The organism is Microvirga mediterraneensis (assembly GCF_013520865.1).
Classification (GTDB): domain Bacteria; phylum Pseudomonadota; class Alphaproteobacteria; order Rhizobiales; family Beijerinckiaceae; genus Microvirga; species Microvirga mediterraneensis.
In genome coordinates, this window is sequence record NZ_JACDXJ010000001.1 from 908545 (window position 1) to 932085 (window position 23541).

Consider the following 23541-nt stretch of genomic DNA (forward strand, 5'->3'; position numbering starts at 1 on the left):
GGACGATGACCGACCAGAATGCCGCTCATGAACTCTCGATCACGCGGCTGATCGAGGCCTCGCCGGAGATCGTCTACGAGGTCTGGACCCAACGCGCCGGCGAATGGTGGGCGCCGCGCCCCTACACGACGCCGGTCATCGACTGGGACCTTCGCCCCGGCGGGCGGGCCCGCACGGTGATGCGTTCGCCCGACGGCACCGACATGCCGCATGAGGGCGTGTTCCTGGAGGTCGTGCCCCACCGCAAAATCGTCGTGACGGATGCCTTCAAGCCGGGCTGGATTCCCCAGCAGGCCTTCATGGTCGCCATCTTCACGTTCGAGCCGGAAGGCTCGGGCACCCGCTACACCGCCCGCGTGCGGCATTGGAGCGAAGAGGCCGTGCAGCAGCACGAGCAGATGGGCTTCCACGAGGGCTGGAGCATCGTGGCGGGTCAGCTGGCCGAGTTGGCCGAAGGCGGGCCCGTGGCTTCGGCCGCCTGATCCATCGAGGGGAGGGCGCGAATCGTCAGGCCCTCCCCGTCGCGTTCTTCCGCATAGGATTGTAAAAGTCACCCCGGCCATGCAAGCTCAGGCAGGCAGCAGGAGAATGCGATGGTCGTTTATGTCTTGGCGCTCCTGATCGGCGTGATTGCAGGCTTGCGCGCCATGACGGCTCCGGCCGCCATCAGCTGGGCGGCCTCTCTCGGCTTCATCAATCTCGAGGGAACTTGGCTCGCCTTCCTGGGCTACCGCTTCGCGCCCTGGATCATGACAATCCTCGCCGTCGGTGAGCTGATCGGCGATCAGCTTCCCACCACGCCCAGCCGCAAGACGCCGCTTCCCTTCGCGGCCCGGATCGTCATCGGCGGGCTGTGCGGCGGCGCGATTGCCGCGCAGGGCGGCTCCTTCCTCGGCGGGCTCGTCGCCGGTGCGGTGGGCGGGATCATCGGAACCCTCGGCGGAGCGGAAGGCCGGGCGCGTCTCGCCGCCGCCTTCGGCAAGGATCGTCCTGCCGCCTTGATCGAAGACGCCATTGCGATCCTGGGAGCGGTCTTGATCGTGGGAGCGGTGCCATGACGAAAGACTTCGATGCCATCGTGGTCGGGGCCGGGCAAGCCGGACCTTCGCTCGCTGGGCGGCTGACGGCGGCGGGGATGAAGGTCGCCATCGTCGAGCGCAAGCTCTTCGGCGGAACCTGCGTCAACACCGGCTGCATGCCGACCAAGACCCTGGTGGCGAGCGCCTATGCGGCGCATCTGGCGCGCCGGGGAGCGGATTTCGGCGTGTCCATCGCGAGCCCCGTCGCGGTCGACATGAAGCGGGTGAAGGCCCGGGCCGACACAGTCTCGACCCATGCCCGCACGAATATCGAGACCTGGCTGCGCGGCATGGATGGGCTGACCGTTCTCGAAGGCCATGCCCGCTTCGAGGGATCGGATGTGATCCGCGTCGGCGAGGAGCTGCTGACGGCGCCGCGGATCTTCCTCAATGTGGGCGGTCGCGCGAGCGTTCCCGACATGCCGGGCGTCGACACGGTATCCTATCTCACCAACACGTCGATCCTCCGGCTCGACACGCTGCCCCGTCATCTCGTGGTGGTCGGCGGCAGCTATATCGGGCTCGAATTTGCCCAGATGTATCGCCGCTTCGGCGCGCAGGTCACCGTGGTCGAGAAAGGGCCGCGCCTGATCGCCCGCGAGGACGAGGATGTCTCGGACGCCATTCGCGACATCCTGACCGCCGAGGGGATCACGGTCCGCACCGACGCCACGTGCATCGGGTTCAAGCCGCATGCGGACGGCGTAGCGGTCGATGTGGACTGCACCTCGGGCGATCCGTTCGTGGTCGGCTCGCATGTGCTGCTTGCCGTCGGGCGCCGCCCCAACACGGACGATCTCGGTCTCGACAAGGCCGGCGTCGCGGTCGATGCGCGGGGCTATATCGAGGTCGACGATTTTCTTGCAACGAGCACCCCGGGCATCTGGGCCCTCGGTGATTGCAACGGCCGCGGTGCCTTCACGCACACGGCCTATAACGATTACGAGATCATGGTTGCCAACCTCCTCGACGGCGCATCGCGGCGCGTGAGCGAGCGGCTGTTGGGCTACGCGCTCTACATCGACCCGCCGCTCGGTCGCGTCGGCATGACTGAAACGGAAGCACGCAAATCGGGTCGCAAGCTTCTCGTCTCCAAGCGTCCGATGACGCGGGTCGGTCGCGCGATAGAGAAGGATGAAACGAAGGGCTTCATGAAGATCGTCGCCGATGCGGAGAACCGGAAAATCCTCGGGGCGGCCATTCTGGGGACCGGCGGCGACGAGGCAATTCACGGCATCCTCGATATGATGAATGCCGGTGCGGACTACGCCACCCTGCAATGGGCGGTGCCGATCCACCCGACGGTCTCAGAGCTGATCCCGACTGTCCTCGGCGATCTGAAACCTGTCGTTTGAGGCGATTCCCGAAACCCTCGCTCCGATCCGGCCGGCCGCATTACGGAATTGTAATTCTCCCGCAATGCAGCGAACAAACGGCCACGCCTACCGTAATCCTCGTCAGTTCGGACGGAGGACCATCCATGACTTCGAATCAGGAGCTCGATGGGCAAGGGAGGACCAAGCTATCGCCCTTCGATCTGAAGCAGATCAGGGATGCCGTCAGCCAGTTGCGCGCGGCAAGCCCCAAAAGCGCTCTGGCCGATCTGGTCGAGGAAAAAATCCGGGCGCTCGAGAGCGAGGATCCCACTGCCGCTTTGGAAGAACGGCATCAGCAGGGATGGCGGCTCTTCGGTTGATTGGAGATCAAACAGCACACGCTATCGGCATGCAATCAAAACAAAGGGCGCCCTCTCGCGAAGGCGCCCTCGGCATTCGTGGTCTAAGACAATCACACGTCCAGGTTCGCCACCGAGAGGGCATTTTCCTGGATGAACTCGCGGCGGGGCTCCACCACGTCGCCCATAAGCTTGACGAAGAGATCGTCGGCGTCGGTCGTGTCCTTCACCTTCACCTGCAGCAGCGAGCGCACGTCGCGGTCGAGAGTCGTTTCCCAGAGCTGCTGGGCGGTCATCTCGCCGAGGCCCTTGTAGCGCTGGAGCTGCAGGCCCTTGCGGCCTGACGCGATGACGGCGTTGAACAGCGAGAGCGGACCGTCGATCTGCATCTCGTCGTTCTTGCGCACGAGCTTCGCAGGCTTCGCATAGACGTCCTGCAGAGTCGTGGCGCGCTCGTCGAGCTTCTTGGCTTCCTGGCTGGCAATCAGGGCCTGGTCGAGCGTCGCGGTCTGCGTCACGCCGCGCACGGTTCGCGAGAAGACGTAGCCGCCCTCGCGAACCTCGCCCGTCCAGCCGCGTTCGAGCTCTTCCGAGATCGCATCGAGGCGCTGCGCGATGTAGGCCGCAGCGGCAGGACCCTTCTGCGGATCCTCGGCCACGTCGGGACGCAATGCACCGGCAATCGCTGCCTGCTCCACGGCCTTGCGGTCGTAGCGGGTGTGCAGGCTGTTCAGCACCTGGCGCACGAGGCGGGCCTCGTCGATCAGGCCTTTGAGCTGGTCGCCCTGGAAGGCCACGCCGGTTTCGAGCTGCAGCGCGGCGTTCTCGACGCCTTCGCCGATGAGGTAATCTTCGAGCGCGCGCTCGTCCTTCAGGTAGATCGAGGACTTGCCGCGGGTCGCCTTGTAGAGCGGCGGCTGCGCGATGTAGAGGTGCCCGCGTTCGATCAGCTCAGGCATCTGCCGGAAGAAGAAGGTGAGCAGCAGGGTGCGGATGTGCGAGCCGTCCACGTCCGCGTCGGTCATGATGATGATGCGGTGGTAGCGCAGCTTGTCGAGGTTGAACTCCTCGCGGCCGATGCCGGTGCCGAGCGCCGTGATCAGCGTGCCGATTTCCTGGCTCGACAGCATCTTGTCGAAGCGCGCGCGCTCCACGTTCAGGATTTTGCCGCGCAGCGGCAGAACGGCCTGGAAGGCGCGGTCGCGGCCCTGCTTGGCGGAGCCGCCGGCCGAGTCGCCCTCGACGAGCAGCAATTCGCATTTCGACGGATCGCGCTCCTGGCAATCGGCGAGCTTGCCGGGAAGCGACGCGATGTCGAGCGCGCCCTTGCGGCGGGTGAGCTCGCGTGCCTTGCGGGCCGCCTCGCGGGCGGCGGCGGCTTCCACCACCTTGCCGACGAGGGTGCGGGCCTCCTGCGGGTGCTCCTCGAGCCAGTTGTTGAGCGCCTCGTTCATCACGTTCTCGACGGCGGGACGCACCTCGGACGAGACGAGCTTGTCCTTGGTCTGCGACGAGAATTTCGGATCCGGCACCTTCACGGACACGACAGCGGTCAGGCCCTCGCGGCAATCGTCACCGGTGAGCGAGACCTTTTCCTTCTTCGTGAGGCCGGAGGATTCCGCGTAGCCGTTCACCTGACGGGTCAGCGCCGCGCGGAAGCCCGCTAGGTGCGTGCCGCCATCGCGCTGCGGGATGTTGTTGGTGAAGCAGAGCACGTTCTCGTGGTACGAATCGTTCCACCACAGGGCCACCTCGACGCCGATGCCGTCCTTCTCGGAGCGGATCATGACCGGCTGCTGGATCAGCGGGGTCTTGGCGCGGTCGAGATAGCGCACGAAGGCCTCGACGCCGCCCTCGTACATCAGCTCCTCGCGCTTGTGCTCCGCATGGCGCTTGTCGGTGAGGACGATGCGCACGCCCGAGTTCAGGAACGCCAGCTCGCGCAGGCGGTGCTCCAGGGTCGCGTAGTCGAACTCCACCATGGTGAAGGTTTCGGGCGAGGGCGTGAAAGTCACTTCCGTGCCGCGCTTGCCCGGCGCATCGCCGACGACCGCGAGGGGCGCCACCGCGTCGCCGTGGCGGAACTCCATGAAGTGTTCCTTGCCGTTGCGATAGATGCGCAGCTTCAGGGAGGTGGAGAGCGCGTTCACCACCGAGACGCCAACCCCGTGCAGGCCGCCGGAAACCTTGTAGGAATTCTGGTCGAACTTACCGCCCGCGTGCAGCTGGGTCATGATGACCTCGGCGGCCGAGACGCCTTCGCCCTGGTGGATGTCGGTGGGAATGCCGCGGCCGTTGTCGGTGACGGTCACCGAGCCGTCCGCATTGAGCGTGACCGTTACTTCCGTAGCGTGACCGGCGAGCGCCTCGTCGATGGCGTTGTCCACCACCTCGTAGACCATGTGGTGCAGGCCCGAGCCGTCATCGGTATCGCCGATATACATGCCCGGCCGCTTGCGCACCGCATCAAGGCCCTTGAGGACCTTGATCGATTCCGCGCCATAGGCGTCGGCATTCACGTTGATAGCAGGTTCGGCCATTTGGGATCCTTCAGGACGCGCGAAAAAGGACAGGCACGCCAGGGTTTTGATTCGTCAGATCAGATATTTAGTGACGAATCGTTGAAATTTCACCCCCGCGCGTATATGCGCGCGTGAAAAGGGGCGGGAAAATCCACCAAAATCTGCCGAATCAGGGCCTTTGAAGGGTGGTTCTTCGTCTCAGAAGACTGCAGAGGAAAAGAACCCCAAAGACAAGGGTCGAGGCTCCCCAAATTAGACCCGCCTGTTCGACCATGACTCCTTCCTCAGGGTCATAGCAGCGGCCAAGCTCATTGAAGCAGTCTCGCCAGCGCCAGTAACGGTCATAGAAAGCGAAAGCAGAAGTCAGGGTGAACCCAAGCCACAGGAGGTGTTTGGCCATCCTCATCCTGCTCAACGTGACGCAACGGCAGCCGCGGCGCCGGCCATAAGGGCGCCGGTGGTGCGGTTGAGCCTCCGGATCGCCTTTGGGGTCGTGAAGAGCTGCCGGGCCCGGGCGGCGAGCACGATATAGCCGGCAAGGACCAAGCCCAGCACGCTCAGGGTCGCGGCCACCAGCTCCGCATAGCCCAGCACCGTGATCCGGGTGAGATCGAGGATGGTGGGCAGGAGGGCGAGGTAGAACACGATAGCCTTCGGGTTGCCCAGGGTCAGGGCAAGTCCGCCGAGCAGAAGCTTGGCCGGGTGCTCGGGCCTCGTCTCAGCCGTCACCTCCCTGGCCAGCGCGGGCACCGTCCAGATCTTGTAGGCTAGGTAGAGCAGATAGGCGGCGCCGGCATATTTGATGACCAGGAACACCTCGTGAAAGGCCTGGGCGAGCGCCGCCAGGCCGAGGATTGCGAAGGTCAGCCAGACCACGTCCCCCAGGGCGATGCCGATGCTGAACGCGACCGCTTCCTTCAGCCCACGGCCGAGAACCCGTCCCACGACGGCGGCAATGCCCGGGCCGGGCGAGGCGGCGGCGATGAAAAGGGCCGATGAGAAGAGCAGCAGGCCTGCGGGATCCATGGTTCTCGAACCGGAAGAGACAATGTTGCCGTCACCATAAGGCCAAGCGGCCCGGCGCACCATCAAGGAATTGTGATGGGTTCGATCATTCCGGGCGACACCTGCAGGATGTCGGCCCGGCCTCGCAGCTCGGCGAAGAGGCCCGGATCCGCGCCGGTCATCCAGACCTGTCCGCCCAGGGATCCCAGGGCATCGTAGAGCCCGGCCCGGCGGCGGGGATCGAGATGGGCGGCCACTTCGTCGAGAAGCACGAAGGGGGCGATGCCGGTCATGCTGGCGACGAGCCGGGCATGGGCGAGTACGAGGCCGATCAGAAGCGCCTTCTGCTCGCCCGTGGAAGCGGTGTTGGCGGGAATGTCTTTCGGTCCGTGGCGGACGAGAAGATCCGAGGCCTGAGGACCGACCAGGGTCCGTCCCGCCGCCCTGTCGCGGGGGCGGGATTCGCGCAGGATCGCCCGGTAGCGGTCCTCGGCATCGACCGCCGGCAGGGTGGCGACGAGCGTGTCGAGATCGCCTTCCAAGCCCATCGTGGCGAACGGGAAGGGGGATTCCTCCTCGCGGGTTTCGAGGATGAGACTCGCCAGCCGCTCCACGGTCTCGCGGCGGGCGGCCGCGACCGCGATGGCGAGTTCCGCCACCTCCCGCTCGAGGGCATCGAGCCAGAGCCGGTCGTCGGGGTTCTCCTCGAGCACGCGGTTGCGCGAGCGCAGCGCCCGCTCGAGCGCATTCACCCGCGAGCCGTGCTCCGCGTCGACCGCGAGCACGAGCCGGTCGAGGAAGCGCCGCCGGTCGCCGGCGGGACCTCGGAACAGGGCGTCGAGATCCGGCGTGAGCCAGACGATGCGCAGGTACTCGGCGAAGGCCGTGGGCGAGGAGGCAGGCATGCCGTCGATGCGGCAGACCCGTGAGGCACGGGCCCCTTCCCGCGAGGCGCGGGAGCCTTCCCCTTGATGCTCGATGCCGGTGCCGAGCCGGTGCTCGCCGTAAGGAGCATCGAGGGTGACGGAAACGGCGAAAGAGCCCGTCCCGTCCTGGCGCGCCATCTCGCCCAGTTCCGCGCGCCTCAGGCCGCGACCGGGCATGAAGAGGGAGATCGCCTCCAGCACGTTGGTCTTGCCGGCCCCGTTCTCTCCCACGAGTGCCACCAGCGGGCGCGAGACGGTGAGGTCCAGGCTCGCATAGGTGCGGAAGTCCTGGAGGATCAAGCGGACGATTCGGGAAGCGGCAACGGGAGAGGAGGACATGCACCCCCTTCATTCAGGAGCGGATGCGAAAGATCAAGCGTTGGTGCGGCCACAGAAAAGGTCATCCCGAGGCTGTGCAGCAGAATCCGGGATCGCAAGACAAGAATGGCGTCCAATCCTGCATACGATCCCGGATCGCCACTGGCGTCCGGGATGACCAGCACTGAAGCGCTTTACACCCGCATCGGCATCAGGACGTAGAGCGCGGAGGCGCCTTCGCGGTCCTGGACGATGGTGGGGGAACCGGGATCGGCGAGCTTGAACAGGGCGGTGTCGCCGTCGAGCTGGGACGTGATGTCGAGGAGATAACGGGCGTTGAAGCCGATATCGATCGGCGCGGCGTCGTAATCGACCTCGATCTCCTCCGTGGCGCTGCCCGAATCCGGGTTGTTGACGGTGAGCGTCAGGCGCCCGTCGCCGAGCGCGAGCTTCACCGCGCGGCCGCGCTCGGACGAGATGGTGGAGACGCGGTCCACGGCCTTGGAGAAATCAGCGCGCTCGACCACGAGCACCTTGTCGTTCCCGGCCGGGATGACGCGCTGGTAATCGGGGAAGGTGCCGTCGATGAGCTTGGAGGTCAGCACCACGCCGTCGAAGGTCAGGCGCACCTTGGCGGAGGACAGTTCGACGGTGACGTTCTCGGAGCCGTCCTCCACGAGCTTGACGATCTCGGCCACGGCCTTGCGCGGCACGATCACGCCCGGCATCCCTTCCGAACCCGTGGGAGCCGGGATCTCGACCCGGGCGAGACGATGTCCGTCGGTGGCGACCGCGCGCATGACGATGGAGCCGCCTGCGTCGATGGTGTGGAGATAGATGCCGTTGAGGTAGTAGCGCGTCTCCTCCGTCGAGATCGCGAACTGCGTCTTCTCGATCAGGCGCTTGAGATCGCTGGCCGAAAGGGTGAAGCGGTGCGGCAGGTCGCCGGCGGCGAGGTCCGGAAAGTCGCTTTCCGGCAGGGCCTGCAGCATGAAGCGCGACCGGCCGGAGCGGATCTGCATCTGGCCCATGTCGGCGGTCATCTCGAGCGACACCTGGGCGCCGTCGGAGAGCTTGCGCACGATGTCGTAGATCATGTAGGCCGGAACCGTGGTCGAGCCGGCTTCCGTGATCTCGGCCGGGATCGTCTCCGTCACCTCGATGTCGAGATCGGTGGCCTTGAGGCGAAGCGATCCTTCGTCCGCGCGGAGAAGGACGTTCGACAGGATCGGAATGGTGTTGCGGCGCTCGACGACGCGGTGCACATGCCCCAGCGCCTTCAGCAGAGCGGCGCGCTCAACGGTAACTCTCATAACCCAGCACCCGATTTCGGTGAAATTCTTGGCCCGATCCCACCTAGGATGGACCTTGGGCGGGACAAGCAGGGCAGCAATGTTGGCTTTTGTCGCCTGAGAAAGCAAGGCCGGGGAGACCTCGGCCCCTGTCGCTCGCGGCGGTCGATCCGGAAGGCTTACTCCTGCAGCATCCGCTTGAGGAGTTCGACCTCGTCGGAGAGGGCGTGGTCCTCGCCCAGGGCCTTCTCGATCTTGCGCACTGCATGGAGCACCGTGGTGTGATCGCGCCCGCCGAAGCGGCGGCCGATCTCGGGCAGGGAGCGCAGGGTCAGCACCTTGGACAGGTACATGGCGATCTGGCGCGGCCGCACCACGGCGGCGGTGCGGCGCTCGGACAGGATGTCGGAGCGGGAGACGTTGTACCGGGAGGCCACCAGCTTCTGGATGTCCTCGATCTTGACCCGTTTCGGCTCGCGGTTGCGCACGAGATCGCGGATCGCCGTCTCGGCGGTCTCCAGGGTGATGGAGGAGCCGGTGAGCGTCGCATGGGCGAGCAGGCGGTTCACGGCGCCCTCGAGGTCACGTCCGTTGGCCGTGATGGCGCGTGCCACGTAGGCGATCACGCTCGGGCCCACCTCGAAGGTCGGATGGATCGTCTTCAGGGCTTCGACGCGGGTGGTGAGGATCGAGGTGCGCAGAGCCTCGTCGAGGGCGCTGACCTCGACCACGAGACCGCCGGCGAGACGCGAGCGCACGCGCTCGTCCAGGTTCTCCAGATCCGCCGGCGGACGGTCGGCGGCGATCACGATCTGACGGCCCGCATCGATGAGGGCGTTCAGGGTGTGGCCGAATTCCTGCTGGATCTGCTTGCCCTGGATGAACTGCACGTCGTCGATGATGAGCAGGTCGATGCCTCGAAGACGCTCCTTGAAGGCCAGCGACGTCTGCGCCTTCAGGGAGGCCACGAATCCGTACATGAAGCGGTCGGCGGTCAGGTAGATGACGCGGCGGCCCTGCGCGCGCACCTCATGGCCGATGGCATGGAGGAGATGGGTCTTGCCGAGGCCGACGCCCGCGTGGAGATAAAGCGGGTTGTAGATCGCCTGGCCGTTCTGGGCATGGGCGACCCGGTCGGCGGCCGCATGGGCGAGCGCGTTGGAGCGGCCGACGATGAAGCTCTCGAAGGTGAGGCGGGAATCGAGCGGCGCGCCGCCGAGATCGCCGCTCTCGCCGCGCGCCTCCTGGGGGGCCGGGAGGGACGGGGTCTTGAGCTCGCCCGAGGCGCTCGGGAGCGCCGTGGAGGCGGTCGGCGCCGGACGGGGCGCCTCGCTCACCCGGCGCTGGGCCGCCGGGTCGCGCCCGAGGGTGCTGCGTACGCCGATGGAGACGCGTTCCACGTCGCCGCTCTCGGAGCGGTAAACGGCCAGCACCCGGTCGGCATAATGGGATTCGATCCAGCTCTTCAGGAAGCGGGTGGGAACGGTGAGATAGGCGCAGCCCTCGATCACCGAATCCAGCTCCAGGCGTCCGAACCAGCTCGCGAAGATATCCTCCCCCAGCTCGGCCCGGAGACGGCGCTTGACGCGGGTCCACACATCCGATGCCGATTGCTCGCCCGGAGCTTCCATGCCGTTCTCGCTGGGAGCGGCAAAGGTGCGGTGATCTTCGCTGCGATACATCAATGTTCCTCCACGAGGTTCCGCCTCCTTTAAGGTCGGAAACCCCCACGCATGACCCGTTTCGAACACCAAGGCACAAAGGCCTCACAGGTTATCCAAAACGTGGCGCCCCCAATTGTACTAAAGATTATTTGAATGCTTTTAAGTCGAGACGGTCGCTGACTGCCGCCTCCTTCGCCTTCACTCAAGATTTACCAAGTCTACCTCTCGGTAAGGGACGAGCCTTCGCTTGCTTCTTGAGAGAATGAAACAACGACTTATCCCCGCACATGGTGTCTTTAGTTCGAGCTTTGAGTGAATGACTTCACGGCGAGCCGTTGAAGCAAATTGACCTTACACAGGGTGCGGGACGGGGTGCAATACGGCCGAGTCGAGTCGCAGCCGTTCACAGGTCCCCGGCAGCGTTCACAGCCTCGTCCACAGGTTTTGAATCTGGGCTTTAAAGTCCTGACTCTTCAACTGATTCACAGTTCTATCGCGGCCTCTCCGGAGGCCTGAAAAAAGAGTCTTTTCGCAACCTTGATTCAGAACCGATTCGCCCCGACTCGTGGGTGATTCTGATGCTTCGCGATGCTTTGCCTGCTAAGCTATTGAAGAAAATGAATGTTTTCTGTGCGGTTTGAATCTGCCTTGTGGGGCTTCCAACCTGTCGATCGGGGATAAAGTCAAGCTGGCATGTGGATAAAATTTGGAGCGCGACTCCGGCCCCGGACACGAAAAAACCCGGCCGCGAGGCCGGGTCTGATCGACGATGAAAAGACAGCCGCGAAGGCTGACTTTTAAGCGCTCAGCGCGTTGATGCGGCTCGCGAGGCGCGAGACCTTCCGCGACGCGGTGTTCTTGTGCACGATACCCTTCTGGGCAGCGCGCATCATCTCCGGCTCGGCGGCGCGCAGGGCGGCGACGGCCTCGGTCTGATTGCCGGCGGCAATGGCCTCTTCGACCTTGCGGACGAAGGTCCGCATCCGGCTGCGACGCGACTTGTTGATCGCGGTGCGCTTCGCGATCTTGCGGGTCATCTTCTTGGCGGACACGGTGTTGGCCATGGCCCATCCTCGTTCTTTAAAATCCCGATGCGCCAAGCTCGAGCCCGTCGAGAGCTCCGGCAGCGACCGGTTGATTGCATGGAAACCGAAGAGCCCGCGGGACGCGCGGGCTCATGTGAGGCGGCTTATAGACGCGAAGGCTGCGAACGTCAACGACCATAGGCCTTTGCGCGTCAAAAAAGCGCCAGGGCGGCCTTCTGAAGGGCCTGGCGCCAGGGATTGGACGGATCGAGCAGGAGCCTGAGCGCCATGAGGCCCGAGACCAGGACCAGGAGCGGGCGGATGATCCGGCTCCCCAGATGCATGGCCAGCCGCGATCCGGCCTGGGCCCCGAGAAAGGACGCCCCGGCCATGGCGAGCCCGACCGGCCAGACCACCGCGCCCGTCGACGCATAGAGAAGGAGGCTGCCGAAATTGCTCGCGAAATTGACCAGCTTGGTATGGGCCGTCGCCTTGACCACCCCGTAGCCGAGGAGCGTCACGAAGGCCAGCATATAGAAGGAGCCCGCGCCGGGCCCGAAAATGCCGTCGTAGAACCCGATGGCGACCGGCGCGGTGAGGCCGAACGCCAGCGCCGTCATGCGGGCATGGGCATCCTCGTCCTTCATCTTGCGCGAGAGGGCGAAATAGACCGCCATGGCGATGAGCAGCACGGGGATCAGCACCTCGAGCACGGCCCGGGGCAGGAACTGCACGCACAGGGCGCCGGCGATGCTGCTTGAGAACGCCACCAGGGTGAAGCCCCAGGCCCTGCGCCAGTCGATCAGCCCCTTGCGGCCGAAGGTATAGGTGGCGGAGGCGGCCGCGACCGAGCCCTGCACCTTGTTGGTGGCGATAGCCTGGGCCGGATCGAGGCCCGCGAGCAGGAGGGCCGGCACGGTCAGAAGTCCGCCGCCCCCGGCGATGGAATCCACGAAGCCCGCAAGGAAGGAGACCGCGGCGAGCGCCGCGATCATGTCGAAGCCGATATCGGTCACGTCTACTGGTTCTTGAACTCGGCCGGACGCTTGCCGACGAAAGCCGCCATGCCCTCTTTCTGGTCGGCGGTGGCGAACATGGCGTGGAACAGGCGCCGTTCGAACCGGATGCCCTCGGACAGCGAGACCTCGTCGGCGCGGTTGATGGTTTCCTTGGTCATCATGGCGATGGGCAGCGACATGGACGCGATGGTCTCGGCGGTCTTCATGGTCTCAGGCATGAGATCGGCGAGCGGCACCACCCGGGCCACGAGGCCGGAGCGCTCGGCCTCCTCGGCGCCCATCATGCGGCCCGTCAGGCACATCTCCATGGCCTTGGCCTTGCCGATGAGCCGGGTCAGGCGCTGGGTGCCGCCCATGCCCGGCATGACGCCGAGCTTGATCTCGGGCTGGCCGAACCGGGCGTTGTCCGCCGCGATGATGAAGTCGCACATCATGGCGAACTCGCAGCCGCCGCCGAGCGCGAAGCCCGCCACCGCGGCGACCATCGGCTTGCGCCGTCCCGACACCTTCTCCCAGCCGGAGAAGAAATCGGCCATGTAGGTGTGCGGATAGGTGAGCTCGGCCATCTCCTTGATGTCCGCGCCGGCCGCGAAGGCCTTCTCCGAGCCGGTGATGACGATGCAGCCGATCGTCGGATCCGCCTCGAAGGCGTCGAGCGCCTGGTTCACCTCGTTCAGCAGCGCCGAATTGAGGGCATTCAGGGCCTGGGGCCGGTTGAGGGTGATCAGCCCTACCTTCCCACGCGTCTCAACGAGAATCGTCTCAAAAGCCATGCCGGCATCTCCTCATCGTCGGATGAGACACCGGTAGGCGAGGCTTCCGGGGACGGCAAGCGGAAATCGGGAAGCCGCCTTCCGCCTTAAGACGAGGACCGCTTCTGGCATTCCGGACAATAGAAGGTGGAGCGCCCCGACTGCACGAGCCGGGTCACCGTGCTGGTGCAGTCGGGGGTCACGCAGGGTTCTCCCTCCCGGTCGTAGACCCGGAACGAATGCTGGAAATAGCCGAGCGAGCCGTCGACCTGCGCGTGGTCGCGCAGGGTCGAGCCGCCGGCCTCGACGGCCTCGGCGAGGACGTCCCGAATGACAGCCGCCAATTGGTAGGCCCTATCGGTCGGCTGTCCATCCTTCGTCGCGAGCGAGCCGGCCGGCGCCTCCGGGTGAAGGCCGGTGCGGAACAGGGCTTCGCAGACATAGATGTTGCCGAGGCCGGCGATCAGGCGCTGGTCGAGGAGGGCGGCCTTCAGGGGCGTACGCCTGCCTTGAAAGAGCCGCGCGATGGTCTCGCCTGAGAGTTCGTTGCCCAGCGGCTCGATGCCCATAGCGGCGAAGTGCTTCGAGGTCTCGAGGGTGGATCGGGGCACCAGATCCATGAAGCCGAAGCGGCGGGCGTCGTTGTAGGTGACGGTCGCCCCGTTGGAGATCCGGAACACCACATGGTCGTGGGCGCCCAAAGACCCGTGCTCGTGGTGGAACTCCCCCGGCATGCGGGTGGCGCCTTCCTTCGTCACCAGGAAGCGCCCCGACATGCCCAGGTGCATCACCAGCACCTCGCCCGAGGCGAGATCGGCGAGAAGATACTTGGCCCGGCGGCCTAAGGCCGTGATCTCCTGGCCTTCGAGGCGTTCGGCAAACCGTTCCGGGAAAGGGAAGCGCAGGTCCGGCCGGCGCTGTATCACCTTGGTGAAGCGGGCGCCGACCATGGCGGGCTCCAGGCCTCGGCGCACGGTTTCGACTTCGGGGAGTTCGGGCATCAACCATCTCTCGGCTTCTTGAGACCTCTTACATAGCCATCCGGTCCTGCTTCCGCTATGGATCGCGACATTGGCGCGACGCGTGGACCCGGAGGGCTGGGTTCTTGAAAAAGGGATCCGGTTCGGGTCCGAAGCTCCAGGTGATGACGAGAGGGTTGGTGAGGATCATGACCGACGACAACACCCATTTCGGGTTCCAGTCCGTGCCGCTCGGCGAGAAGCAGGGCAAGGTCAACGAGGTCTTCCGCTCGGTGGCGAGCCGCTACGACATCATGAACGACCTCATGTCGGCCGGGCTCCACCGCCTGTGGAAGGACGCCCTCGTCTCGACCCTTCGTCCGCCGCGCGACCGGCCGTTCCGCCATCTCGACGTGGCGGGCGGCACCGGCGACGTGGCCTTCCGCATCCTGGACGAGAGCGGCCCGCAGACCCGGGTGACCGTGCTAGACATCAACGGCGAGATGCTCAAGGTCGGCGCCGAGCGGGCCGGCCACCGATACGAGGGCCGCATCGACTTCGTTGAGGCCAATGCGGAGGAGCTGCCGCTCGAATCCAAGACCTATGACGCCTACACCATCGCGTTCGGGATCCGGAACGTGCCGCGCATCGACGCGGCGCTTCGCGAGGCGCACCGGGTGCTCAAGCCCGGCGGACGCTTCCTGTGCCTCGAGTTCTCCAGGGTCGACGTGCCGGTCCTCGACAAGATCTATGACGCCTATTCCTTCAACGTCATCCCGAAGCTCGGAGGCATGGTGACGGGCGATGCGGAATCCTACCAGTACTTGGTCGAGTCGATCCGCCGCTTCCCGCCACCGGCCGCCTTCGCGCGCATGATCGAGGAGGCCGGGTTCAAGCGCGTCACGCACCGGACATTGACGGCGGGCGTCGTCGCCATTCATTCCGGCTGGAAGATCTGACACGTGATCGGCAGCTTCGTTCATTTTACCCGGAACCTGCATGCGGGCTTCGTCTTGGCCCGTGAAGGCGCGCTCTCGCTCGTCGATCCGAGTGCCCTGCCGCCTGCCGCCCGTCTGGGTTTGCGCATCGCGCGGTTCGTCGAACGGCCGCAGGCGGGCGACGGCGCCGCGCGGCTTTCCAAGGCGCTGACGCGGCTCGGGCCTTCTTACGTGAAATTCGGCCAGTTCCTGGCGACCCGTCCCGACATCGTCGGCGTAGCGGCCGCGCGCGACCTGGAGCGGCTGCAGGATCGCATGCCGCCGTTCCCCCGGGCGGAAGCGGTGCGCATGGTGGAAGCCGCACTGGGGCGTCCCATCGACTCGTTGTTCCTGGAATTCAGCGAGCCGATCGCGGCCGCCTCGATCGCCCAGGTGCACAAGGCCCGCATCCGCACAGCGGACGGCGAGGAAACCGTCGCCGTGAAGGTGGTGCGGCCCGGCGTGCGCGAGGGCTTTGCCCGCGATCTCCAGGCCATGCGGGCGGCCGCCCGCCTGTTCGAGCGACTGGTTCCCGATGCGCGCCGCCTCAAGCCGCTGGAGATCGTGGAGGCGCTCGCCCGTTCCGTCGCCGTCGAGATGGACCTGCGCCTGGAAGCCGCGGCCGTCTCGGAGCTCGCGGAAAACACCAGGGACGACCCGGATTTCCGCGTGCCGAAGCCGGAATGGGACCTGACCGCCCGGGACGTGCTCACCACCACCTGGATCGAGGGCATCCGCCTCAACGATCTGGCCGGGATCGAGGCGGCGGGCCTCGACCGGGTGGCCCTGGGCCGCACAGTGATCCAGTCCTTCCTGCGTCATGCCATCCGCGACGGCTATTTCCACGCCGACATGCATCCGGGCAACCTCTTCGTGGATGCCGAAGGCCGTCTTGTCGCTGTCGATTTCGGCATCATGGGCCGGCTCGGCATGAAGGAGCGGCGCTTCCTGGCCGAGATCCTGCTCGGCTTCATCCGCCGCGATTACCTGCGCGTGGCGCAGGTTCATTTCGAGGCCGGGTACGTGCCGCCGCACCATTCGGTGGAGGATTTCGCGCAGGCCATCCGGGCCATCGGCGAGCCGATCCACGACCGGCGGGCCGATGAGATCTCGATGGCGAAGCTCCTGACGCTCCTCTTCGAGATCACGGCCCTGTTCGACATGGCGACCCGTATCGAGCTCGTCATGCTGCAGAAGACCATGGTCGTGGTGGAGGGCGTGGCCCGCAACCTCGATCCGAAACTCGACATGTGGACCACCTCCGAGCCCGTGGTGCGCGACTGGATCGAACGGAATCTCGGTCCTCTCGGCCGGGTCGAGCAGGCGGGCAAGGGATTGTGGACGCTCGCCGGCGTCATCGGCGACCTGCCGGAACTGGCCCTGCGCGCCGAGCGCGTGCTCAACCAGCTCGAGGACGTGACCGCGAAAGGCGTGGCCCTTAACCAGGACAGCGTTGCCGCCATCGGCCGCGCCGAGGCGCGCGGCAACCGCTGGGGCGTGGCGGCCTTGTGGATCATCGCGGCGTCCCTGATGATCATGTTGTTCAGGGGCTTCGCATGACGGCGCTTTCAGGCAAACGCATCCTCCTCGTGATCGGCGGCGGTATCGCGGCCTACAAGTCGCTCGACCTCATCCGCCGCCTGCGGGAGCGCGGCGCCTCCGTACGCTGCATCCTGACGGCAGGCGCGCAGCAATTCATCACGCCGCTCGCGGCTTCCGCGCTGACCGGCCAGCGCTCGCACACGGACCTGTTCGACCGCGAGGACGAGGCCGATATCGGCCATATCCGCTTGGCCCGCGACGCGGACCTCGTCGTTGTGGCGCCCGCGACCGCCAACCTCATGGCCAGGATGGCGGGCGGCCATGCGGACGATCTCGCCTCCACGGTGTTGCTTGCCACTACGCTGCCGATCCTGATCGCACCGGCCATGAACGTGCGCATGTGGCTGCATCCGGCGACAGAGCGGAATCTGAAGACGCTTCGTGCCGACGGTATCCACGTGGTCGGGCCCAACGACGGCGCCATGGCGGAGGCCGAGTTCGGTCCCGGGCGCATGGCCGAGCCCCTGGAGATCGCGGCTGCGGCCGAGCGCCTGCTCGCGCCGTCCGGGCCGCTCGCCGGCAAGCACGTGATCGTCACCTCCGGCCCGACGCACGAGCCCATCGATCCGGTGCGCTACATCGCCAACCGTTCCTCCGGCAAGCAGGGCCACGCCATCGCGAAGGCCGCCGCCGAGGCCGGTGCGCGTGTGACGCTGATCTCAGGTCCCGTGACGCTACCGGATCCGTCAGGCGTGACGACCGTGCACGTGGAAAGCGCCCGCGAGATGCTGCTGGCCGTGGAGAAGGCTCTGCCCGCCGATATCGGGATCTTCGCCGCCGCCGTCGCCGACTGGCGCGTGGCCAATGCGGGCGAGCAGAAGATCAAGAAGAAGGACGGCGCCCTACCGAACCTGTCGCTGACGGAGAATCCCGACATTCTCGCCACAATCTCGCATCGGACCGAGAACCGCCCGCCGCTCATGGTCGGCTTCGCGGCCGAGACCGAACATGTGATCGAGCACGCCAGGCAGAAGCTCGCCAGGAAAGGCTGCGATCTCATCGTCGCCAACGACGTGTCGACGGAAGGGGGCGTCATGGGCGGCGACAGCAACACGGTGCATCTCGTGACCGCCTCGGGCGTGGAGACCTGGCCGACCCTGGCGAAGTCCGATGTGGCAACGAGGCTCGTCGAACGCCTGGGCACCCTGATGGGGGACGCAAAGCCATGATTCGTCATCTGCCGATTCAGCGTCTCGCCCATGCCGCCGATCTGCCGTTGCCGCGCTACGAGACGGCGGGCGCCGCAGGCATGGATCTCGTCGCGGCCAATCCGGCCGACGGACCGATCGTCCTGCAGCCGATGCAGCGCACGCTCGTTCCCACCGGCCTCGTATTCCAGCTCGAGCCCGGCTTCGAGGCGCAGGTGCGTCCCCGTTCGGGCCTCGCCTTCAAGCATGGCATCACCGTGCTCAATGCGCCCGGCACCATCGACGCGGATTACCGCGGCGAGGTGCAGGTGCTTCTCGTCAATCTCGGTTCCGAGCCTTTCACCGTCTCGCGCGGTATGCGCATCGCCCAAATGGTGATCGCGCCGGTCACCATAATGGAACCCGTCGAGGTGGGAGAGGTCGACGAGACCGACCGGGCCGACGGCGGCTTCGGATCGACGGGGCTGGGATAAGGGAGCTCTCGCATGAACTTTCTCTCGCGCCGCTCGCTTCTCGCCATCGCGGCCGTCACCGACATCGCCCTTCATGCCCGCCCCATGCCGGTCTCGGCCAAGGCGCTCGCCGCCCGTCACAATCTGCCCCCGCGCTATCTGGAGCCGGTGCTGCAGGCCCTGGTTCGCCAGGGCGTGCTGAAAGGCGTGCGCGGCCCCCGTGGAGGCTATGAACTGGCCCGCGAGCGACGGCGGGTCACGGCCGGCGACATCGTGCGCATCGCCATGTCGGCCCTGGAGGAGGACGGCTCCTCGCCCCTGCCGGAATCCCGTCTTGCCGAAGCTGTCGTGTCGCCTCTCGTTCACCATGGAACCGAGGCGTTCCTGGCCGAGCTCGACAAGGTGACGGTGGAGGACCTGTGTCAGAAGGCTCAGGCCGAAGGCGTAGTCGAAGCTGCCTCTCCCGTAGATTTCACGATATGAATCGTGAAATCTCAGAAATATCGACACGTCATGCAGGAAAGGTTAAGTTTCCTCCGATCTGAAGGAGGAAACTCATGGCTGACACTCTCAATCCGTCGAACGCCAAGCCAGGGCGCGGCCGCATCTACGGCTCCATCACGCAGACCATCGGCAATACCCCGCTCGTGCGCCTGAACCGGCTGCCCCAGGAGCGCGGGATCGACGCTGAGATCCTCGTGAAGCTCGAGTTCTTCAACCCGATTTCAAGCGTGAAGGACCGTATCGGCGTCAGCATGATCGAGGCCATGGAGGCGGCCGGGAAGATCAATCCCAATACGACCCTGATCGAGCCGACCTCCGGCAACACCGGCATCGCGCTCGCCTTCGTGGCGGCGGCGCGCGGCTACAGGCTGATCCTCGTGATGCCCGAGACCATGTCCATCGAGCGCCGCAAGATGCTGGCCTATCTCGGCGCGGAGCTGGTGCTCACCCCCGGCCCCATGGGCATGAAGGGGGCCGTGGCTCGGGCCGAAGAGCTTTTGAACGAAATCCCCAATTCGGTCATCCCGCAGCAGTTCAAGAACCCGGCCAATCCGGAGATTCACCGCAAGACCACGGCGGAGGAGATCTGGAACGACACCGACGGTCAGCTCGATGCCTTCGTGGCGGCCGTGGGCACCGGCGGCACCATCACGGGCGTCGCCCAGGTGATCAAGCCGCGCTTGGCCGGAATGAAGGTGATCGCCGTGGAGCCCGAGGACTCCCCGGTCCTCTCCGGCGGTCAGCCCGGTCCGCATAAGATCCAGGGCATCGGCGCGGGCTTCATCCCGGACGTGCTCGACCGCGCGCTCATCGACGAGGTGGTGACGGTCGGCAACCAGACGGCCTTCGACACGGCGCGACAGCTCGCCCGGCTCGAGGGCATTCCCGGCGGCATCTCGACCGGTGCCAACGTGGCGGCGGCGCTCGAGGTCGCCGCGCGACCCGAGTTCAAGGGGAAGCGCATCGTCACCGTCGCGCCGTCCTTCGCCGAGCGCTATCTCTCGACCGCGTTGTTCGAAGGGCTCTGATCGTCGCATCGGGTCGGATCACAAAGGGCGGCTTCACGGCCGCCCTTTTTGTTGGCGGTCGCTCCAAGCGTAGCCAGAACTTCGCCTAGCCGGTCGGGTTCTCCTTGCTGCACATGAATTCAGACGATGTCTCAAGGAGTTCGACATGGCGGAACACAAGGCGCCTCATTCGTTGAAGGAGCAATCGGCGGACCAGATCCGCAACGAGCAGCGCGGCGGGATCGACAGCCCCGTCGACCCGAACCGGGACGGCGGCATCGAGGGCAATGCCACCATGCGCAAGGTGTGGAGCGAGCCCGGCGGCGAGGCCTACAATTACCGTCAGGGCCAGACCGGGCAGACCAGCCAGGCCGGCATGGACGGTCATGACGAACTCACCGCCGCCGAGACGCCCGAGGCCACCCGACACCTGAGCGACGCGACCCTCTCGCCCGAGGACAAGGACGCCACCGCTGAGGCCATCGAACGCGCCACCGCCGTGAACGGCAAGCAGCAGGATTGAGGAAGCACCGCCATGGGCAATGCAGGCTACGGCAATCACACCGATGATACGGCGAAGGACGTCGCCTCCAAGAGGCAGGCTCCGCAGCCGGAATCCGCCAAGCCGTCCGGCGGCAAGGTCCCGGCCGCGGGGCCGCACGACAAGCCGGACCTGACCAATCCCGATGCGACGCCCGGCACCGGCTCATTGCCGGAAGCCGGCGACCATGACGCGACGGATTCGACCAGTTCATAAGGATCGCGAGAGGAGGCGAGCATGGCTCAGCAGGAAAGCAAGAAGCCTGGTCAGGCGACGGAAGAGGACATCGGCGCGCCCCGGCTGACCCCGCAGGGCCGCGAGAACCCCGATGCCGAGGGCGAGGATTCCACGGATCCGATGGGCGAGGGCGCCAAGAAGGGGCAGGGCAGCAAGGCGGAGGGGTAAGCCTTCCCCCGGATGCCGAGGCTGTCAAAGAAAAGGCCGCCCTCAAGGGCGGCCTTTCGATTTCACGCGATGCGCCGCGTCTTTAAGCGCTCAGCGCTTCTTTCTGCTTCTCGGCGCGCTTGCGGTCGTTCGGGTCGAGGATCGCCTTGCGGATGCGGATCGACTTCGGCGTGACCTCGACGAGCTCGTCGTCCTCGATCCAGGCGAGCGAGCGCTCGAGGGTCATGCGGATCGGCGGGGTGAGACGCACCGCTTCGTCCTTCGAGGTCGTGCGGATGTTGGTGAGCTTCTTGCCCTTGAGCACGTTCACTTCCAGGTCGTTCTCGCGGTTGTGCTCGCCGACGATCATGCCCTGATAGACCTTCCAGCCCGGCTCGATCATCATCGGGCCGCGATCTTCCAGGTTCCACAGGGCGTAGGCCACGGCCTCGCCCGCGTCGTTGGAGATCAGCACGCCGTTGCGCCGTCCCGCGATCTCGCCCTTGTAGGGCTCGTAGGCGTGGAACAGGCGGTTCATGATGGCGGTGCCGCGCGTGTCGGTCAGGAGCTCGCTCTGGTAGCCGATGAGGCCGCGGGTCGGAGCGTAGAACACGAGGCGCTGGCGGTTGCCGCCCGACGGCTTCATCTCGACCATCTCGGCGCGGCGCTCGGACATCTTCTGCACCACGACGCCGGAATGCTCCTCGTCCACGTCGATGACCACTTCCTCGATGGGCTCGAGGAGCTGGCCGTTCTCGTCCTTCTCGAACACCACGCGGGGACGCGACACGGCGAGCTCGAAGCCCTCGCGGCGCATGGTCTCGATGAGGATCGCGAGCTGCAATTCGCCGCGGCCGGAGACGTAGAACGAATCCTTGTCGGCCGCTTCCTCGATCTTGAGGGTCACGTTGCCTTCCGCTTCCTTGAACAGGCGGTCGCGGATCATGCGGCTCGTCACCTTGTCGCCCTCGGTGCCGGCGAGCGGTGAGTCGTTGACGATGAACGACATGGTCACGGTCGGCGGGTCGATGGGCTGCGCCTGGATCGGAATGTCGTTCTCGGGCGCGCAGAAGGTGTCGGCCACCGAGCCCTTCACGAGGCCCGCGATGGACACGATGTCGCCGGCCTCGCCGACCTCGATCGGCTGGCGCTCCAGGCCGCGGAAGGCCAGGATCTTGGACACGCGGCCGGTCTCGACCACGTTGCCTTCACGGTCGAGCACCTTGATCGACTGGTTCGGCTTCACCGTGCCCGAGGCGATGCGGCCCGTGACGATGCGGCCCAGGAAAGGGTTGGCTTCGAGCAGGGTGCCGAGCATGCGGAACGGGCCGTCCTCGGTCTTCGCCGGGGGCACGTGCTCGAGCACGAGGTCGAAGAGCGGGGCCAGGCCCTGGTCGCTCGGGCCCTCCGGCGACTTCGCCATCCAGCCGTTGCGGCCGGACCCGTAGAGGATTGGGAAGTCGAGCTGCTCGTCGGTGGCGTCGAGCGCCGCGAACAGGTCGAACACCTCGTTGATGACCTCCTGGTGGCGGGCATCGGGGCGGTCGATCTTGTTGATGGCCACGATCGGGCGAAGGCCGATCTTGAGGGCCTTGGAGACCACGAACTTGGTCTGGGGCATCGGGCCTTCGGCCGCGTCGACGAGCACGATGGCGCCGTCCACCATGCTCAGGATGCGCTCGACCTCGCCGCCGAAATCGGCGTGGCCCGGGGTATCGACGATGTTGATGCGGGTATCCTTCCAGACCACCGAGGTGGCCTTGGCCAGGATGGTGATGCCGCGCTCCTTTTCCAGGTCGTTCGAATCCATGGCGCGCTCTTCCACGCGCTGGTTCTCACGGAAGCTGCCCGACTGCTGGAGGAGCTTGTCGACGAGGGTCGTCTTGCCGTGGTCGACGTGGGCGATGATGGCGATATTGCGTAGTTTCATACGGGGTCTTTCAAAGCAAAGCGGCCCGGTACGCGGCAAGCTTGGCCGCGCCCCTGGCTCGTACCGGGCGGAAATCTGATGCGCTGCAATATAATGATAAGAGAGCGGCTGCAATAGGGCACGGTGGCGCGTTTCTCGGCAAGGGGGGTGGGCAGCACCTTTGGGCCCGCAGCGTGCGCTGCGAGCCTGAAGGTCAGTCGAGGGAGGGTGCGGTGCATCGCCCGGCTCGCTGTGAGTGTGAGAGTGGAAGAGCCGGACGGCGCCTCGCACGCGGTTCTTTTCAGGTGGACCAGCTGGGGAGCCCCCAAGGTCGACCTCCCGCGACCACAGGTGTGCGAGACCTGCGGCGGGACCGCCTCCCGCCCCGCACTGGCTGACGCCTCGCGAGCGCGCCCCTCGGCGGGCGGGAATGCGAACGATATAGCCGAGCTTGTCCGCCCTGTCAAGAACAAAGTGAGAACATGCCATCCGCCCGACGATCCCTCCTCGCGTCATGACCGGGCTTGGCCCGGCCGCCTGCGTCTTCAACTTGCTTCAAGACGTGGGGGCCGCAACACGGGCGGCCGTGACGGGGTGAGTGTCATCCCCGGCGAGCCGAAGGCGAGGGAAGCGGATCCATGGCGTTGCGCCTGAACGTGGATTCCCTTCCCGTCCGATGGCTTCGCCATCTCCGGCTGGGAATGACACCGTTGACGCATCACGCAACGTCTCGCCGCGAAGGGTGGAGGGTGCGCCATCTCGCCAATGCAGAGAAATATTG

23 protein-coding genes are annotated in these 23541 nt (G+C 65.9%); 13 read left to right on the forward strand and 10 right to left on the reverse strand.

Translation table 11 applies throughout. The features are described from left to right. Positions 1-5: 5 nt before the first annotated feature. The 4 genes from H0S73_RS04320 (at position 6) to H0S73_RS04335 (ending at position 2775) form a co-directional block, all read left to right on the forward strand. Positions 6-482, forward strand: coding sequence for an SRPBCC family protein (locus tag H0S73_RS04320; protein WP_181051003.1), 477 nt, complete (start codon positions 6-8; stop codon positions 480-482). 111 nt (positions 483-593) lie between these two features. Further along, a complete protein-coding gene (locus H0S73_RS04325; protein WP_181051004.1) occupies positions 594-1058 on the forward strand; it encodes a DUF4126 domain-containing protein in 465 nt (154 codons plus the stop codon). Then, positions 1055-2434 (forward strand): FAD-containing oxidoreductase, encoded by a 1380-nt coding sequence (locus H0S73_RS04330; RefSeq protein ID WP_181051005.1) that lies wholly within the window; start codon positions 1055-1057, stop codon positions 2432-2434. The genes H0S73_RS04325 and H0S73_RS04330 overlap by 4 nt, the downstream gene beginning before the upstream one ends. A 125-nt stretch (positions 2435-2559) precedes the next feature. Next, complete coding sequence (locus tag H0S73_RS04335; RefSeq protein WP_181051006.1) at positions 2560-2775, forward strand: hypothetical protein; 216 nt, start codon at positions 2560-2562, stop codon at positions 2773-2775. 92 nt (positions 2776-2867) lie between these two features. Here H0S73_RS04335 and gyrB read toward each other — a convergent pair whose 3' ends face one another. The 9 genes from gyrB to mutM all read right to left on the reverse strand — a co-directional run bounded on the left by gyrB (position 2868) and on the right by mutM (position 14278). Continuing rightward, entirely contained in the window at positions 2868-5294 is a 2427-nt protein-coding gene (gene gyrB, locus H0S73_RS04340; protein ID WP_181051007.1) for a DNA topoisomerase (ATP-hydrolyzing) subunit B, read from the reverse strand. Positions 5295-5687: 393 nt separating this feature from the next. Beyond that, complete coding sequence (locus tag H0S73_RS04345; protein WP_181051008.1) at positions 5688-6302, reverse strand: LysE family translocator; 615 nt, start codon at positions 6300-6302, stop codon at positions 5688-5690. 62 nt (positions 6303-6364) lie between these two features. Beyond that, positions 6365-7546, reverse strand: coding sequence for a DNA replication/repair protein RecF (gene recF / locus H0S73_RS04350; protein ID WP_181051009.1), 1182 nt, complete (start codon positions 7544-7546; stop codon positions 6365-6367). A gap of 173 nt (positions 7547-7719) precedes the next feature. Beyond that, positions 7720-8838 carry a DNA polymerase III subunit beta gene (gene dnaN, locus H0S73_RS04355; protein ID WP_181051010.1) on the reverse strand — a complete coding sequence of 373 codons (1119 nt, stop codon included), beginning with the start codon at positions 8836-8838 and terminating at the stop codon, positions 7720-7722. A 158-nt stretch (positions 8839-8996) separates the two neighbouring features. Continuing rightward, the gene (gene dnaA / locus H0S73_RS04360; RefSeq protein WP_246389207.1) at positions 8997-10448 is read right to left on the reverse strand and encodes a chromosomal replication initiator protein DnaA; all 1452 of its coding nucleotides are present in this window, start codon (positions 10446-10448) and stop codon (positions 8997-8999) included. An 830-nt stretch (positions 10449-11278) separates the two neighbouring features. Beyond that, entirely contained in the window at positions 11279-11545 is a 267-nt protein-coding gene (rpsT, locus tag H0S73_RS04365; RefSeq protein ID WP_181051012.1) for a 30S ribosomal protein S20, read from the reverse strand. A gap of 173 nt (positions 11546-11718) precedes the next feature. Next, positions 11719-12522: a TSUP family transporter gene (locus tag H0S73_RS04370; RefSeq protein ID WP_425488172.1), complete on the reverse strand. Its 804-nt coding sequence runs from the start codon at positions 12520-12522 to the stop codon at positions 11719-11721. A 2-nt stretch (positions 12523-12524) separates the two neighbouring features. Next, the gene (locus tag H0S73_RS04375) at positions 12525-13298 is read right to left on the reverse strand and encodes an enoyl-CoA hydratase (protein WP_181051013.1); all 774 of its coding nucleotides are present in this window, start codon (positions 13296-13298) and stop codon (positions 12525-12527) included. A gap of 86 nt (positions 13299-13384) precedes the next feature. After that, the gene (gene mutM / locus H0S73_RS04380) at positions 13385-14278 is read right to left on the reverse strand and encodes a bifunctional DNA-formamidopyrimidine glycosylase/DNA-(apurinic or apyrimidinic site) lyase (RefSeq protein ID WP_181051014.1); all 894 of its coding nucleotides are present in this window, start codon (positions 14276-14278) and stop codon (positions 13385-13387) included. 167 nt (positions 14279-14445) lie between these two features. Between mutM and ubiE the strand changes: the two genes are divergently transcribed. The 9 genes from ubiE to H0S73_RS04425 all read left to right on the forward strand — a co-directional run bounded on the left by ubiE (position 14446) and on the right by H0S73_RS04425 (position 20872). Further along, complete coding sequence (ubiE, locus tag H0S73_RS04385; protein WP_181051015.1) at positions 14446-15195, forward strand: bifunctional demethylmenaquinone methyltransferase/2-methoxy-6-polyprenyl-1,4-benzoquinol methylase UbiE; 750 nt, start codon at positions 14446-14448, stop codon at positions 15193-15195. Positions 15196-15198: 3 nt separating this feature from the next. Then, the gene (ubiB, locus tag H0S73_RS04390; protein WP_181051016.1) at positions 15199-16773 is read left to right on the forward strand and encodes a 2-polyprenylphenol 6-hydroxylase; all 1575 of its coding nucleotides are present in this window, start codon (positions 15199-15201) and stop codon (positions 16771-16773) included. Continuing rightward, positions 16770-17984, forward strand: a complete 1215-nt coding sequence (coaBC, locus tag H0S73_RS04395) for a bifunctional phosphopantothenoylcysteine decarboxylase/phosphopantothenate--cysteine ligase CoaBC (protein ID WP_181051017.1) — start codon at positions 16770-16772, stop codon at positions 17982-17984. The genes ubiB and coaBC overlap by 4 nt, the downstream gene beginning before the upstream one ends. Beyond that, on the forward strand, positions 17981-18436 hold the full coding sequence (dut, locus tag H0S73_RS04400; protein ID WP_181051018.1) for a dUTP diphosphatase: 456 nt from the start codon (positions 17981-17983) through the stop codon (positions 18434-18436). The genes coaBC and dut overlap by 4 nt, the downstream gene beginning before the upstream one ends. A 12-nt stretch (positions 18437-18448) precedes the next feature. Further along, entirely contained in the window at positions 18449-18898 is a 450-nt protein-coding gene (locus H0S73_RS04405; protein WP_181051019.1) for an RrF2 family transcriptional regulator, read from the forward strand. 74 nt (positions 18899-18972) lie between these two features. After that, entirely contained in the window at positions 18973-19947 is a 975-nt protein-coding gene (cysK, locus tag H0S73_RS04410) for a cysteine synthase A (protein ID WP_181051020.1), read from the forward strand. A 145-nt stretch (positions 19948-20092) separates the two neighbouring features. Continuing rightward, positions 20093-20449 (forward strand): hypothetical protein, encoded by a 357-nt coding sequence (locus H0S73_RS04415; RefSeq protein WP_181051021.1) that lies wholly within the window; start codon positions 20093-20095, stop codon positions 20447-20449. 12 nt (positions 20450-20461) lie between these two features. Continuing rightward, complete coding sequence (locus H0S73_RS04420; RefSeq protein WP_181051022.1) at positions 20462-20683, forward strand: hypothetical protein; 222 nt, start codon at positions 20462-20464, stop codon at positions 20681-20683. A 21-nt stretch (positions 20684-20704) separates the two neighbouring features. After that, positions 20705-20872, forward strand: a complete 168-nt coding sequence (locus H0S73_RS04425; RefSeq protein WP_181051023.1) for a hypothetical protein — start codon at positions 20705-20707, stop codon at positions 20870-20872. Positions 20873-20954: 82 nt separating this feature from the next. Here the strand turns inward: H0S73_RS04425 and typA are convergent, their stop codons facing one another. Continuing rightward, the gene (gene typA, locus H0S73_RS04430) at positions 20955-22781 is read right to left on the reverse strand and encodes a translational GTPase TypA (protein WP_181051024.1); all 1827 of its coding nucleotides are present in this window, start codon (positions 22779-22781) and stop codon (positions 20955-20957) included. Positions 22782-23541: the final 760 nt, after the last annotated feature.